This window comes from Corynebacterium sp. HMSC064H12 (assembly GCF_001809925.1).
GTDB lineage: Bacteria > Actinomycetota > Actinomycetes > Mycobacteriales > Mycobacteriaceae > Corynebacterium > Corynebacterium jeikeium_D.
The window spans coordinates 61329-75997 of record NZ_KV799360.1 but is presented as its reverse complement, the minus strand read 5'-3'; the positions used below and the strand labels follow the sequence as shown (position 1 = coordinate 75997).

Here is a 14669-nt window from a genome sequence, read left to right as displayed (position 1 = left end):
TCGAACACGATTGTGAGATAAGGTAACAACTGTGACTGCTCCAAGTGCTGATACAAGCCGTGTTTCCAACTGGAACTTGCCCAATTTCCTGACCGTGCTTCGCATCCTTGGAGTACCGGTGTTCCTGTGGGTACTTCTTCAGGAGGGCGGCGAAGCCACCAATTGGCGCTGGTGGTCGTTTGTCGTATTCGCGCTTCTGATGGCGACTGACAAGTTGGACGGGCACCTCGCACGTAGCCGTAACCTCATTACCGACTTTGGCAAGATTGCCGATCCGATTGCCGATAAGGCTCTAATGCTGGCTGCGCTGATTGGTATGAACATCATCGACATTCTGCCGTGGTGGGTGACTGTCATCATCGTGATTCGCGAAGGTGGCATCACCATCTGGCGTATGTTCGCCCTGCGTCAGGGGCGTGTTGTTCCGGCTTCTCGGGGCGGCAAGATAAAGACGGTCCTGCAGTCTGTAGCAGTGGGGCTCTTCCTGATGCCAGTGGACTGGTTGTTCTGGCCGTCCTGGATTGTGATGGTTGCCGCCATTGTCGTCACCGTCGGTACTGGTATCCAGTACATTGTGGATGCGCGAAAGGTCTCGTAGAGAAATTAAGTGGAGGGTAAAGCTGTGAACACAGTCGAACGCCTCGCCCAGAGCGACGAAAACGCTGACGGTGTCGATGGCGTTTCGCTTCAACTCGTCCAAACGCTTACGGCTCGTGGCGAGACTTTTGCAGCCGCAGAATCACTTACCGCAGGTCTTCTCTGCGCTACAGTTGCCTCCGTACCGGGAGCCTCCGCCGTTCTCCGCGGTGGCGTGGTCACTTACGCCACTGACACGAAGGCGTTGCTTGCCGACGTGCCAAAGGATGCTTTGGCCGCATATGGCCCCGTGTCCGAGTTGACGGCCCGGTATATGGCACTTGGAGTGGCAAATAAAGCAGTGGCGGACTGGGGGATTTCGCTAACTGGCGTTGCTGGTCCAGCGATGCAGGATGGGCACCCAGTAGGTGAAGTCTGGTGTGGTCTGAAACCGCCGGGAGTTTCGTACCTTGATGGGGTAACTGCTGTTAGGTTGCCGGTGAATAAAGAGGGGTCGCGCGCGGAGATTCGTCGTCAAGCAGTGGTATTGGCGTTAGAACTGTTGTTGCAGAATCTCGACGGTGAGTAGAATTTTTGAAAATTGGGAACAGGTCGGCCTTCTAAAGCGTTAGAGAAAGTGATGACCAACAATACTGCACTTATGACCATTCGCTACCCAGAGGTAGATAGCGCTGCCGCTTTCGAAGCTTCCATGGATGCCACAGCACCGTCGGCGCGGGTGGCTGTAGGGGAGCAGCCTGGATCGGTTGCAAAGTTAACGGCACAGGATTTGGCGGAACGGGGAGAATCCCGTGAGCCACTCCTGCGAGAGGCACTGGGGGAGACGCTGCGTGATATCCGTTCGCGCAGTGGACAGACGCTGCGTGAGCTTTCTGAAAATGCGGCTATTAGCCCTGGTTATTTGTCTGAGCTTGAGCGTGGACGGAAAGAAGTCTCATCTGAGCTGCTGGCGTCGGTATGCGCGGCGCTTGGTGTGACGGTGTCGGATTTGATGATGGAAGCAGCCACAGCGATGGCCCTGCATTCGGCGAGCCCAGAATTGGCAGCGATGTAGAAATTGGTTGCGGCGGTGGAATTTCATTCCATTGCTCCGGTACTTAGCACCCGAAGACGCTCGGCTTTAGTTAAGATTGGGTGCGCGATAAGCACAGACCTGCTTTGAGGTAGTTGCAATAAGAAAGGTGTATGGGACGCTATGGCTAATCCATTTGTAAAGCTGTGGAATTACTTGATGGCCGCTTTTGATTCCAAGATTGAGGAAAACGCTGATCCGAAGGTGCAGATTCAGCAGGCTATCGAGGATGCCCAGCGGCAGCACCAGGAACTATCGCAGCAGGCAGCGGCGGTGATTGGTAATCAGCGCCAGCTGGAAATGCGCCTTAACCGTCAGCTCGCTGAGATTGAGAAGCTGCAGGGGAACACTCGTCAGGCATTGCAGCTCGCTGACAAGGCTCGTGCTGAGGGGGATACTGCCAAGGCTACGGAGTATGAGAACGCAGCTGAGGCTTTCGCAGCTCAGTTGGTTACTGCTGAGCAGTCGGTAGAAGATTTGAAGGCTCTGCACGATCAGTCGCTGCAGCAGGCGGCTCAGGCTAAGAAGGCCGTCGAGCGTAATTCCATGCAGCTGCAGCAGAAGGTCGCGGAGCGCGCAAAGCTCCTCAGCCAGCTGGAGCAAGCAAAGATGCAGGAGAAAGTCTCTGAGTCCCTGCAGTCGATGAATCAGATTTCTTCGGGGGCTACACCTAATCTGGATCAGGTTCGTGACAAGATTGAGCGTCGTTACGCTAACGCTCTTGGTCAGGCCGAGCTAGCTCAGAACTCGGTTCAGGGGCGTATGGCTGAGGTAGAGGCCGCAGGCGTTCAGCTTGCTGGGCACTCTCGCCTGGAGCAAATCCGCGCAGAAATGAACGGTGGCAACGAGCTCTCTGGTGGCGAGGCTCAGAAGTCCATCGAGGGAAGCGCTGCCTCCAACGTTGACCCTGCTGTTGCTGAGCGCATGCGCCAGCTGCGTGAGGGCAATTAATTCTCCTACTCACCTTCACCACGTGCGATTAGCGAATCACCCATTGCCTTCGAGCGATTAATGGTTCGGATGACCACAGGTACGCCGAAGGCAATGATTGAGCCGGCAGCCCCTCGTGCTTTTCGAGCCTCCAGTACCTCGGCAGCGGCCATAACCTGAAGCGGAATCATACGCAGCGTCAGCGATAGTGCGAGCGCGATGGTGTCGACTGGTAGGCCGAAACGGGCGAACGGCTGCATCGCAGTGGTCAAAGTATCCATGATGTCGCTGACGCGGGTCGTCAGCGTTAGCAATATTGCCGCTGCGATTGCGGCGAGAAGCGCGAGGAAGGTCGTCAGCGCTTGCTCACCCCCGGCGCGCCACCACAGGAGAAGCGAAAGCAGCGCCAAAATGACTACGGCTCCACGGAGCTGTCGGAAAGCAACCATTGGTGGCACCTTGGCCACCGCATAAGCGAGGGTGACAATTGCCAGGGCAATCGCCCCGCCTAGCCAGGTATCCACGAGAATCCCGGTGAGCAATAAAAATGCGATGACAATGATGAGTTTGGGGGCCGTCGGGAGCCTGTGCACAGGCGACTTATGGTTTAGGTAAAGCCCTAACGGGACATCGGCTGGATGAATCATGAGCGGCCTTCTTCCGCACGAGTCATATCGCTGACGTATCGGTCAATAACTACCTTCGGCGCACCGTCGTCGACGATTTCTCCTGCGCTTACACGGATAACTCGGTCGAAGTCCATAAGAAAATCCAGATCATGAGTGACCACGATAATTTGCTGCTCAAGCTGGGCGAAAATACTCCGAATGTGGAGACGATTGCGCAAGTCGAGGAGCGTAGTGGGCTCATCGGCAATAATGGTCGTGGGATTAAGAATTAACACTGCCGCCAGCGCCAGTAGCTGTTTTTGTCCACCCGAGAGCAAGTGTGGCGAGGCGTCAGCATGATCGGCAAGCCCAAACCGCTCGAGGGCTTCCTGCACCAGCTGGTTGCGCTCATCCTTTGGTAGTTTTCGCTTGCGTAGTGAAAAGGCAATGTCCTCTGCGACTGTAGGCATCACAATTTGATTATCCGCATCAGAAAAGATGAAGCCGACATTCTTGCGAATTGCCTTTGCCTGCTTTGCGACATTCATGCCCTCATACGTGACCGTGCCACCAGTGACCGGGCCCAGGCCGTTAATGAGTCGCACCAGCGTGGACTTACCGCCACCGTTTTCGCCGATAATGCCAATGCGCTTCTCTGTGAGAGTTAGCGTGGTCGGCTTCAGTATCTGGCGTCCCGAATAGGTTGCGGAAGCGCGGTCAAAAGCGATGGTGGGCATAGTGCGACTCGAGACCCTTTCTAATTCTGTGGGGTTAATTGCCCGAGGTGGCTGCTTCCTTAACCAAACGACTTTGCTTACGGTTGGCAGCGTCGGGAAGCAAATCAGGGAAAGCCTGCAGTACTGCAGTAGCAATAAGCGCGGCTACGACAACCTTTGCCACGTCGCCTGGGATAAACGGGACGTTGGTAATCAGTGCGTCGGTGAAGCTAAGTCCCATACGCCAAGCCAATCCGACAGATCCGAAGAAGTACTGTAGTAGAACTCCAACGAGGCCCGCGCCGATGAAGACGCTGATTCGTGAAACTTTCGCCCGTGGTGCTTGCTGGGCAATCGCGCCGATTGCGAAACCTGCAATTAAGTAGCCGACAATGTAGCCCACGGTAGGGCCGGGAAGTGCGGCGAGAAGTGGTTTCCAGCCCGCCATGTTTGGGACGCCCACGAGACCAACAGCCAGGAACAGGGTAGTGGCGAGGCCACCGCGTTTGAATCCGAGAATCATCCCGGCCAGTGCGATGCCCATGTTCTGTAGCACGATTGGCACGCCGAGGCCGCCAACGGGAATGGCAATGCCGCCGAGCACGATGATCAGTGCTGCGAAAGCAGCGATAAGAGTGAGGTCATACACCTTGGAATTATTCACAGCTCTCATCTTAAACCCATGGGTTGAGCACTGTTCAGGCAGGGGAGCGGGGATTAGGTTATGAAAAGAGGGTGGCCAGGTAGGTATCAGTGACAGGTATCTTGTACGTTGGTCTCATGCGATTGGCCGATTTTCACAACTTCGTCAACCACGAATTTGGGCCTCAGCACGGCCCGTGGCTGTTGCATTCCCACGTACTGATGGAATATGGAAAAACTCCCGCGGAATTGCTCGAGGACGGGGTCGAACCTCGGGATATCTGGTGGGCGCTGTGTAGGGAACACGATATTCCCGAAGACCGCTGGTACGGTCCTGACGAATAGGTTCCGGCGTAGACGACGGTGAATGCTTGCCGACGGCTCTTGCGTGTCGTTGCCATTCGAACAGGGTTTCGCATATTATCGAAAGTGCTGATGAAGTCAATCCGTCTGATTCGGTATAACTTCCGGGTGTAACCGGCAGTAGAGGTGTCGCGGACCAATTTGGAACCGGAACGGCTAGTTTCGCGCCTAATTAAGTGTGAGCGAAGTTTCTGTTTTGGATGAAAATCGGGAGACACATTCTCTGAGTACGGCTCCAGAACCCGATACCGTACGCGACAATGACCGCGACAATGACAATGAGGAAGAACAACGAACTATGGCTCGTAAGAAGGCTACGGCTTCGAACCAGGGCAATGATCGCCTGAAGGCGCTCGATGTAGCTCTGGCGAATATTGAGAAGGACTTTGGTAAGGGTGCAGTTATGCGCCTGGGGGACGACAATCGTCCTCCAATTCAGGTTATTCCCTCCGGCAATATCGCTATCGACGTGGCCTTGGGCCTGGGCGGGTTCCCGCGTGGTCGTATCGTAGAAATCTATGGTCCAGAATCCTCGGGTAAGACCACAGTCGCACTGCATGCTATTGCAGAGGCGCAGCGGCAGGGCGGTATTGCCGCATTTATTGATGCGGAGCATGCGCTGGATCCGGTTTATGCGCGCAAGCTTGGAGTAGATACGGACAACCTTCTGGTATCCCAACCAGATACCGGTGAGCAGGCACTTGAGATCACAGATATGTTGGTGCGTTCCGGTGCTATTGACATCATTGTGGTTGACTCGGTGGCCGCGTTGACTCCGAAGGCTGAAATCGACGGTGAAATGGGCGATTCCCACGTTGGTCTGCAGGCGCGGTTGATGAGTCAGGCGCTGCGCAAGATGACGGGTGCGCTGTCCCACACCGGTACCACTGCCATCTTCATTAACCAGCTGCGTGAAAAGATTGGCGTCATGTTCGGCTCTCCTGAGACCACCACGGGTGGTAAAGCACTGAAGTTCTACGCTTCCGTTCGCTGTGACGTACGCCGAATTCAGACGTTGAAGGATGGCCAGGATGCGGTGGGTAACCGCACGCGCTTGAAGGTAGTCAAGAACAAGGTGTCGCCGCCGTTCAAGCAGGCAGAGTTTGACATCATCTACGGCGAGGGCATTTCGCGTGAGGGCTCGTTGATTGACATGGGCGTTGATAACGGCATTGTCAAGAAGTCCGGTTCGTGGTTTACCTACGAGGGCGATCAGTTGGGGCAGGGCAAGGAAAAGGCTCGTATGCACCTGCGCGAGAATCCAGAAATTGCCCAGGAAATCGAAGTCAAGATCAAGAAGAAGCTCGGCGTCGGGGAATTCGCGGAGGTCGAGGACGAGACCGATATCGATGCCCCTGTCGATGTCGTGCCGGACATCGACTTCGATGATTTGGAAGACTAGCTAGCTCGAGGCGTAGTGCCGCGACACACGAAAAGTGAGGACCGTGGAGGATCGTAACGGCCGCGATGTGCGGGAGACTATCGAAAAGCTTGCTCAGCAAATTGCGGAAGCTGACGGTAGTTCGCTCTACGATGCGGGTCGTGAGGAATCCAAGGCCCCGATTCGTGCTAAGGCACTGCGCTTGCTCGATCAGCGAATGCGTTCCCGCAAGGAACTCGTAGAAAGGCTCGAGGCAGTCGAGGAGTTTCCAACCTCGATGATTGAAGAAGTCGTTGATGACCTGACCCGAAGTGGATTGGTCAACGACGAGCTTTTCGCATCCGAATGGGTGCGGCAGCGCTTTGCCAGTCGCGGCAAGTCGAAGATGGTTTTGAACCGGGAGCTGCAGGAAAAGGGCATTGATGTTTCACTTCGTGCAGATGCGTTGGAGCAGATTACGCACAACGCGGAAGAAGAAGTCGCCCGGAAGCTAGCGGCGAAGAAAGCGGCCACTATTAAAACAGTGGCACCTGACTTCAACTCCAAGCAAAAGGATTTACGCAAAGTCGTCGGTGTGCTGGCGCGGCGTGGTTTCCCCTCTGAATTGTCCATGAGCATTGCTCGGGATCAGTTAGAAGAGCGATACCGGGAACTCGAAGAGGACACAGATTAGCGCCGGTGCCACCGCACGCCGGATTAGCACGCCGGCTGCGGACCCGTCAGGTTTAAAGGGGTCGCTGATTGGGGAAATGGGCCATAAACAGCTAACCTAAACTGCCGTGACTACCCCTTCTTTGAACTCTCAGCAGCAGTCTTCGCCTCGCACATATGAGGTACGTACGTTCGGTTGTCAGATGAACGTCCATGACTCGGAACGACTGTCTGGCTTGCTGGAAGAAAACGGTTATGTAGCGGCTGCAGAAGGCGATAATCCTGATCTGGTCGTTTTCAACACCTGTGCCGTTCGAGAGAATGCGGACAATCGCCTTTATGGCACGTTGGGACAGCTCAAACCAGTCAAGGATGCTCACCCAGGCATGCAGATTGCCGTCGGTGGCTGCTTGGCCCAGAAGGATAAGGACGTCGTCGTAAAGAAGGCCCCATGGGTGGACGTTGTCTTCGGTACGCATAACTTGGGTTCGTTGCCAGCACTGTTGGAACGCGCCGCTCATAATGACCGGGCTGAAGTCGAGATTAAGGACGCACTGGAAGAATTTCCCTCGGTGCTGCCGGCCAAGCGTGAATCCACTTACGCAGGTTGGGTGAGTATCTCCGTAGGCTGCAACAACACGTGCACCTTCTGCATCGTCCCCAGTTTGCGTGGTAAGGAACGCGATCGTCGTCCAGGCGAGATTCTCGCTGAGGTGCAGGCACTCGTGGAGCAGGGCGTTACTGACGTCACCCTCCTTGGACAGAATGTCAACGCCTATGGTGTTAACTTCGCCGACCCTGACATGGAACGCGACCGCTCGGCTTTTTCCAAGTTGCTGCGCGCCTGCGGCCAGATTGAGGGGTTGGAGCGCGTGCGCTTTACGTCTCCGCACCCAGCTGAGTTCACCGATGATGTCATCGACGCCATGGCGGAGACACCGAACGTGGTTCATCAGCTACACATGCCACTACAGTCCGGTTCCGACCGAGTGCTGAAAGACATGCGCCGTTCCTACCGCACCAAGAAATTCCTGGGAATTCTGGAGAAGGTTAGGGAAAAAATGCCGGATGCCGCCATTACCACTGACATTATTGTCGGTTTCCCAGGCGAGACTGAAGAGGACTTCCAGCAAACTCTCGACGTGGTGGAAAAGGCTCGTTTTAGCTCGGCGTTCACCTTCCAATACTCGCCCCGCCCGGGAACTCCGGCGGCAACCATGGCGGATCAGGTTCCACCACAGGTTGTGAAGGAACGCTATGGTCGGCTGCTAGCGCTTCAGGAGCGTATTTCCGAGGAAGAAAACGCTAAGCTAGTCGGCCGGGAAGTCGAGCTGCTGGTCAGCCAGTCCGATGGCCGTAAGAATGCGGAGACTCATCGCATGTCTGGTCGTAGTCGGGATGGCCGCCTGGTGCACTTCAGCCCGTCGGAAAGCGAACCAGGCATCGTCGACCGCAAGATTCGCCCAGGTGATTACGTGACAGTACGCGTGACCGACTCCGCACCGCACTTCCTCATTGCTGACTCCGGTGTGCTCACACACCGCCGCACTAAGGCGGGGGATAATGTAGAGGTCGGCCAGACTCCGACGACCGCGCCGATCGGAGTTGGTCTGGGCTTGCCAAAGATTGGGCGCCCGGAGAAAACGAGTGTAAGTGAGGGATGCGGCTGTGAGTAGTGACAAGGCTTCGCCGGAAAGTGATATGGAATCCACTAGCGAGCAGTCGGTGGAATCCGCGCAGGCGTTGCGGGTTCAGGAGCGCAAGGCCGCTGGCGAGCTGGATCTCGGCCGTGCGGTGATTCCGATGATGGTTGCCGTCATCGGCCTCATTACGAGTTTCTTCCTTCCGCACTCGGGCGTTGTTTTGGGCTTTGATGTGTTGCTGGATACGGATGTTGCGCATCAGTACTTCACGACTCGACCGGAGCGAATTTACTCCATTCTCGTGGTGGTAGGTGTCTTGCTAGCTATTGCCACGCTGATTACGCGGACGACGATTCTCGCATTCGTCACCTGGTTTTTTGCCTGTATTCAGATGGTCTACTCAGTCTTCGCTGGTTGGATGCGTCAGTCTCGTCCACAGGAACTGGCCGGCGAGGGTATTTCCTTCGGCCTGATGCTCGGTATTTTCTGCAGTTTTCTACTGGCCATCTCCGTGACTTTCATCGCTTTCCGACGTAGTAAGGAGCAGCTCGCAATCGCGACGAAACGTCGCAAGCACGCTGACACCGATCCGGTACTGCGCGCGCAGCAGGTTTACCTGCGGGCGGGCCTGACCCCGAATACGACTACGGATGTTGAGGTCGTCGACGACCGCCGTGAACGCGCTCGCCGACGCAATCGTGTCCAGCAGGGCAGTAGCGCGGATAATGTCTCTCAGCAGACCGGCGAAAAGGACGAACAGGTCAGCGACGAGTAGTGAGACTTTTTAACTAGCGCAGTAAGTATGGGGCTCTCTTCGGGTTAAGTGACAAAAAGTGTGTCCGCTCGGTGTGTCGCCGGGTGGGCCCTTTTTATCTCATGGGCCCTTTCCGGATTCCTATGTTGTGTTGGTATTCGGTTGGGATAGCGTTGTCGTAGAAGGCTGGTCGTCCTGTTTCGTGGTCGGCTTTGTTGTGGTCTTCTGGGACAAGATCGTTGACTTTGGCGAGTTGATCTTGTCCGTAATTGCACTGCCTGGCGATCTTTAGCGGGTCGTCAGGCAGTTGCGTTTTCGAGTGCAGGTACCACTCGAGCATTTTTCGTTGGCGTTCCCCGGACCTGCCGCGATGCGCGTCGGCGATGCGTTTGAGCTGGGCGTTGACGCCGCCTTCCAGACTGTTGGTTGTTGATGCCCAGCGCTGTGGTTCGAGTGCTTCTGGTGGTGGCTGCAGGTAGGTAAACAGCCAGTTATTGCGCGATAGGTGCAGCAGTGAGTTGTATGCCTTGCGAACTCGCAGGTGGGTCCATTCCCACTGGTTGTTGAGGGTGCGGCGTTCTTTGGGGAGGGGTGTTTTTTCGTTGAGGAATGCTTTGAATACCTGTCCGAAGTCGTGCAGACGCAGCGTCCACTCCCGTGCCTGGTCGAGTGTGGTGATACGGGTCAGTTTCAACGCCAGGGCGTAGATAGCTTTGCCTGCGTCGGTGCGTGGACGGCTGGTGGTGTAGCGACGGACCACGCGTTGGGCATGGACAAGGCAGCGTTGGATGCGGGTGGTTGGCCAGCAGGTTTTGATTGCTGAGTAGGCGCCTTGGCCACCGTCGAGGACAACGCATAGTGGTGGGGCGATGTTTTTGAGTAGTTGGGTGTAGGCGTGGGCGGTTTCGCGTTGTGTCCAGTGCCATGCGATGACGTGGTCGTGGCTGGCTGCCACAAGTAAGCAGCCAGCGTCGGTGTAGGTGCCGTCGATGAAGATTTGGTCGTAGACCCGGTTGGGATCGGGGGTGTTAGGGACATCGATAAGCCACAATGAGGTGAACCGGCGGTCGAGTGTGCGCCGGGAGACATTCAAGGTGTCGGCCACCTTGGTTAAAGAAGCAGTGCCGGTGACGTAGGTGTGAAACGCTTTGAAATCCCGGGTGTGGGTCTGATCGGGGCGGTGTCGTGTTGTTGAGCATCCGCAGTCAGGGTTTTTGCATCGCCACCTGGTTGTCCCTTTGGTTGTGGTGCCGTTTTTCTTCATTTGCCCAGCGCATATAGGGCATCGGGGTCTGTTTGGAGTCACCCAGAAAGACAACCAGGCCCCTGTTACCACATGCAGGAGCCATTCCGGTGGATTGAGCAAGAAACGGGCCTGAATAAGGTCTGGAACCTTATATAAGCCCGTTTTATGCGGCCTGACCAGCAAATAGGCTGAAAATCAGACACACTTTTGGGGATGCGGACGTTTTTTTTGGACAGTTTCAATCTCACGCTACATTGACTTTTCGGTATTCGGCAATGCTCAAACCATCGAGGCTGATCTTGATTCGGTGATTGTTGTAGAACTCAATGTATGTCGCGATTGCTTCTTTGAGCTCTTGAGGGTTCTGCCAGGTTCTGCCGTAGTACATTTCGTTTTTCATTCGGCCGAAGAACCCCTCGCATGCTGCATTGTCGGGGCTACAACCTTTCTTCGACATCGAGCGAAGTATTCCGAACTTCTCGGTCATACTTCGCCAGCTGCTGCCTCGATAATGTGCTCCGCGGTCTGAGTGAATCACCAAGGAGCCATCCATTGCCGGCTTTTCGGTTGCGATTGCTGCGTACAAAGTTTCTTCTGCTAACTCCATGGTGGGATGAACACTTGTTTTTGCTGCCACGACCTTCCCGTCAAAACAGTCAATGATGGCAGACAGGTACACGCGACCTTGGTTAGTAGCGAAAACACTGATGTCAGTCAGCCACAACCGATTTGGATGCTCAGCATGAAAATTACGGTTCACCAGGTTAGGTGGTGCGGGAGAAATTTCCCCTTGATAGCTGGAGTAACGCCACTTTCGTTTCGGGAACCAGGGACGAATTCCCTCTTCGTGCATGAGACGGCGGACGACCTTCTCACTGATAACGATCCCGCGATGGCGCAGTTCCCACCAAAGTCGGCGATAGCCGTAGGTGTTATTCGACTCAGAACTAATCTCATGAAGCAATTCGCGGATATGCGCGTGCTTATCCGGAGCAAATCGCTGTTGGAGTTGGTAGTAGAAGCTTGATGCCGCAAGATCAATAGCAGCAAGCAGCATAGATAACGGAAACTCGCCGCGTAACGCGTCAACCACTTCAGCCTTGTGCTTATTGCTGAGCTGCCCCGGGATGACGCTGACGTCTTTTTTTACAAGTTCCAGCTCCTTTTCCAAAACAGCCTTGTCAACGAGCAGTTGAGCCATTTGCTTTTTCAGTTCTGCAGGATCATCGGCTAATGATTTCTCGAATGCTGCTCGGGTGGGCATGCGAGTGTGCTCTTTGCGTTCTCTTTTCGACATCAAACCCCATTTTCCCTCTTCACGGTGGCGTTGTGCCCAAGAATAGACACTCATCTTTGAGCGCAGCTCGCATTCCACAGCGGTGTCAGCTGGCCTCCAACCAGCGTTGAAGAGCTCAACAGCACGAAGCTTGACCTCAAACGGGTAGCGGGTCAATGTTTTTGACTGTTTGCGGGGTCGACCAGGTTTGGCGGGTTCACGCAACCATTTGTACAGCGTCCATCGCCCTGGATAACCAAGTTCACGGACGGTCTTGGTCACCGATTGAGTACGCTTGTAAACCTGCAGAGCTCTGCGTCGCTGCTCCTTGGTGTATGAGCGGTTCATGATGGAATCCTCCAAGATTCCGTCCGCATCCCCTTTTGTCACTTAACCCCTCTCTTCCATTCCGGAAGAGAGCCCCTTACTTTTAACCATCGACGCGTTGCCAGCGCGTAGCTGAGCCAGGATTCTGTTGCGGACGCCGGAGAGCGAGAACCTGCTTCCCCGACACACAACTAGCTTCTGTTAGAGCTCCTTGAGAGTCTCCGCGGCCTGCTCTGCCCACTGTCGCCACTGTTCGGCCTGCTCCCGAGCCTTGGCGGCCTGAGAAGCCTTGCCCTTCGCCTCGAGTTCGGCGGCCTTCTGCTCAAACTCCGCTGCGCGGTTGGCGAACTGCTGGACGCGAGCCTGTGCTTCGGGGTCGGTACGGCGCCACTGCGAATCGGCAGCATCGGAGACGCGCTTTTCCAGTGCGCCAATGCGGTTTTCATACTCACGCACACGACCACGCGGCACAAAGCCGATGGCCTCCCATTTCTCCTGCAACTGACGCAGTTCGTTGCGAGCGTGATCGAGGCCCTTGGACGGATCAATGCGGTCTTCGTATTCAGCCAGCAGTGCGTCCTTGGCCGCAGCGTTTTCCTCGAACTCCTTGTCTCGAGCTTCGTTGACCGCGTTGCGAGCACCAAAGAACTCATCCTGGGCGGCCTTGAACTGCGCCCACAGCTTGTCATCGACCTCGCGTGGGGCTCGACCAGCGGCCTTCCACTCAGCCATCAGGTCACGGAAGGCAGCAGCGGTGCCACCCCAATCAGTGGAGGTCTTCAGGGCCTCAGCTCGCTCAATGATGTCCTCCTTAACGCGGCGAGCAGCCGCACGGTTGCGGTCCAGTTCCGCAAAATGGGCACCGCGGCGGCGGTTGAAAGAATCACGCGCGCGAGAGTAACGGCGCCAGAGTTGATCATCAGTTTTGCGGTCGATGCCGCGAATCTGCTTCCACTCCGTGAGAATCTCGCGGATACGGTCGCCGGCGACCTTCCACTCGGTGGAGTTCTCTGCGAGCTCCTCGGCCTCTGCGGCGAGCTCTTCCTTACGTGCGATGGCGTTCTTACGGCGCTCTGCCTTGTCGTGAGCGACTTTCTCCTCTGCGACGTGGGAGGTGGCAATGACCTCTGCAAGGCGCTTATCCAGCGCATCGATATCGCCGAGAACCGTGGCGGTGGCAAGGCTCTCACGCAGTTCAACTGCGTTGTGAGAAATGGTCTTTGCCTCCTGCGGGTGGGAGACTACACGAGATTCCAGTAGCTCGACCTCGGTGGCCAGATCCTCGTAGCGCTTGCCGTAGTGGGCATAACCCTCTTCTACGGTGCCAGCCTGCCAGGAGCCAATATTGCGTTCGCCGGCGCTGGTGACCAGCCAAACAGTGCCGTCTTCGTCAATGCGGCCAAACTTCTTTGGATCATTGTGGACGGCATGTGCCACAGCGGCCGACCCCGCAGGCGCTGGAGTAGCTCCAGGGGCCTTACGATGAGCCGGCATTGAGCCTGGTCGAGGTCCCGGACGTGGACCCGGGCGTGGACCTGGCTTAGGGGAATTGCTGGTACCGGTCATAGTGGGTAAACCTCTTCCAATCTTCATGCAGAACTGCCGCGCGACACGGCTGCCATCAAACACTTACGGTATGTGCTCGAGTATCCCAAAAATTTTGGCACAGCGCGCGTAACACCGCCGGAATAAGGCATCGACTAGCCCCTCACGGTAGCGTTGAGGACGTGAATTCGCGTTTGCCTCGGCTTGTTATCGTTCCGCGTGCGCTCCTCATCGTCGAGGAGCTGGGTGGTTTTGCGCCCACCGCCACGGAATTGCGCCGTCATGCCCGTGAAACCGTCGCGACGCTGTGGACAGATGACGAACCCGGGGAGCCCGGCGCGGTCGCTATTATCACTGGCAGGATGCAGGCGAAGTCCCCGCACCAGACCAGCGCACCCGACAGTTTTTCTCCGTATGGGGTTGATGTCACGGTGTCAGGCGGAACCGAATTACCTGAGCTGCTGGGACGCTGGCTTATCGAAGACTACGCGCGACGGAATTCTGAAGGACCCACTGGCCGCGTCATTCAGGCAACGTGCTTCGACTCTATCGCTGAGGCACTCGCTGCCGGTCACACGCGTCTGCTTGTGCTTGTCGACGGCGCATTCGGCCTTGCGGACGATTCCCCGGTCGGCGTAATTGAAGGTGCAGCGGAGGTTGATGCGCTGTGCAGTCTGATTGCTGGTCAGGACTGCTCAAGCATTAACGTGGAAAATATTGTGTTTCCAGCTCCCGGCGCGTACGCGGCCGAGTTATGGCAGCAGCTGAGTAAAGCTGCTGAAAGCTGGACGGGGTCTGGAATGACCGTCGTAAAGCGTTCTTACTATGACAGGGCGCCTTACGGCATCGGTTACCACGTGGCCAGCTGGCAGTGTGTTGCGAAGTAAGAGCTCGCGTTTTTAGTTTTTGTGCAGGAGT

At 56.0% G+C, this 14669-nt stretch carries 16 protein-coding genes; 10 read left to right on the top strand and 6 right to left on the bottom strand.

The annotated features are described in order from the left end of the window. The first annotated feature begins 31 nt into the window (after positions 1–31). From pgsA to HMPREF2681_RS09695, 4 genes are all read left to right on the top strand, one after another. Entirely contained in the window at positions 32–598 is a 567-nt protein-coding gene (pgsA, locus tag HMPREF2681_RS09710) for a CDP-diacylglycerol--glycerol-3-phosphate 3-phosphatidyltransferase (RefSeq protein WP_016422605.1), read from the top strand. 24 nt (positions 599–622) lie between these two features. Beyond that, on the top strand, positions 623–1165 hold the full coding sequence (locus HMPREF2681_RS09705) for a CinA family protein (RefSeq protein WP_016422606.1): 543 nt from the start codon (positions 623–625) through the stop codon (positions 1163–1165). A 51-nt stretch (positions 1166–1216) separates the two neighbouring features. Next, positions 1217–1651 carry a helix-turn-helix domain-containing protein gene (locus tag HMPREF2681_RS09700; RefSeq protein ID WP_016422607.1) on the top strand — a complete coding sequence of 145 codons (435 nt, stop codon included), beginning with the start codon at positions 1217–1219 and terminating at the stop codon, positions 1649–1651. Between the two features lie 141 nt (positions 1652–1792). Beyond that, on the top strand, positions 1793–2620 hold the full coding sequence (locus tag HMPREF2681_RS09695; protein ID WP_005509356.1) for a PspA/IM30 family protein: 828 nt from the start codon (positions 1793–1795) through the stop codon (positions 2618–2620). Between the two features lie 5 nt (positions 2621–2625). Here HMPREF2681_RS09695 and HMPREF2681_RS09690 read toward each other — a convergent pair whose 3' ends face one another. Genes HMPREF2681_RS09690 through HMPREF2681_RS09680 form a run of 3 tightly spaced genes read right to left on the bottom strand, consistent with a single transcriptional unit; the run spans position 2626 to position 4596 of the window. After that, a complete protein-coding gene (locus HMPREF2681_RS09690) occupies positions 2626–3246 on the bottom strand; it encodes an energy-coupling factor transporter transmembrane component T family protein (protein ID WP_049170855.1) in 621 nt (206 codons plus the stop codon). Continuing rightward, positions 3243–3944, bottom strand: a complete 702-nt coding sequence (locus tag HMPREF2681_RS09685; RefSeq protein WP_070546961.1) for an energy-coupling factor ABC transporter ATP-binding protein — start codon at positions 3942–3944, stop codon at positions 3243–3245. The genes HMPREF2681_RS09690 and HMPREF2681_RS09685 overlap by 4 nt, the downstream gene beginning before the upstream one ends. A gap of 34 nt (positions 3945–3978) precedes the next feature. Next, positions 3979–4596, bottom strand: coding sequence for a biotin transporter BioY (locus tag HMPREF2681_RS09680; protein WP_049170862.1), 618 nt, complete (start codon positions 4594–4596; stop codon positions 3979–3981). Between the two features lie 80 nt (positions 4597–4676). Between HMPREF2681_RS09680 and HMPREF2681_RS09675 the strand changes: the two genes are divergently transcribed. From HMPREF2681_RS09675 to HMPREF2681_RS09655, 5 genes are all read left to right on the top strand, one after another. After that, positions 4677–4910, top strand: a complete 234-nt coding sequence (locus HMPREF2681_RS09675; RefSeq protein ID WP_005509697.1) for a DUF3046 domain-containing protein — start codon at positions 4677–4679, stop codon at positions 4908–4910. Between the two features lie 316 nt (positions 4911–5226). Then, positions 5227–6330 (top strand): recombinase RecA, encoded by a 1104-nt coding sequence (gene recA / locus HMPREF2681_RS09670; RefSeq protein ID WP_049170952.1) that lies wholly within the window; start codon positions 5227–5229, stop codon positions 6328–6330. A 43-nt stretch (positions 6331–6373) separates the two neighbouring features. Further along, the gene (locus HMPREF2681_RS09665) at positions 6374–6982 is read left to right on the top strand and encodes a regulatory protein RecX (protein ID WP_049193012.1); all 609 of its coding nucleotides are present in this window, start codon (positions 6374–6376) and stop codon (positions 6980–6982) included. A 106-nt stretch (positions 6983–7088) separates the two neighbouring features. Further along, positions 7089–8636 carry a tRNA (N6-isopentenyl adenosine(37)-C2)-methylthiotransferase MiaB gene (gene miaB / locus HMPREF2681_RS09660; protein ID WP_049170866.1) on the top strand — a complete coding sequence of 516 codons (1548 nt, stop codon included), beginning with the start codon at positions 7089–7091 and terminating at the stop codon, positions 8634–8636. After that, entirely contained in the window at positions 8629–9378 is a 750-nt protein-coding gene (locus tag HMPREF2681_RS09655) for an Rv2732c family membrane protein (RefSeq protein ID WP_016422614.1), read from the top strand. The genes miaB and HMPREF2681_RS09655 overlap by 8 nt, the downstream gene beginning before the upstream one ends. Positions 9379–9472: 94 nt before the next feature. Here HMPREF2681_RS09655 and HMPREF2681_RS09650 read toward each other — a convergent pair whose 3' ends face one another. The 3 genes from HMPREF2681_RS09650 to HMPREF2681_RS09640 form a co-directional block, all read right to left on the bottom strand. After that, positions 9473–10663, bottom strand: coding sequence for an IS1249 family transposase (locus HMPREF2681_RS09650; RefSeq protein ID WP_168163231.1), 1191 nt, complete (start codon positions 10661–10663; stop codon positions 9473–9475). 184 nt (positions 10664–10847) lie between these two features. Continuing rightward, positions 10848–12227 (bottom strand): IS3 family transposase, encoded by a 1380-nt coding sequence (locus HMPREF2681_RS09645; RefSeq protein WP_080969593.1) that lies wholly within the window; start codon positions 12225–12227, stop codon positions 10848–10850. A gap of 180 nt (positions 12228–12407) precedes the next feature. Continuing rightward, a complete protein-coding gene (locus HMPREF2681_RS09640) occupies positions 12408–13772 on the bottom strand; it encodes a DUF349 domain-containing protein (RefSeq protein WP_070437345.1) in 1365 nt (454 codons plus the stop codon). Between the two features lie 161 nt (positions 13773–13933). Between HMPREF2681_RS09640 and HMPREF2681_RS09635 the strand changes: the two genes are divergently transcribed. Beyond that, a complete protein-coding gene (locus HMPREF2681_RS09635) occupies positions 13934–14638 on the top strand; it encodes a hypothetical protein (protein WP_070546958.1) in 705 nt (234 codons plus the stop codon). The last annotated feature ends 31 nt before the right edge of the window (positions 14639–14669 follow it).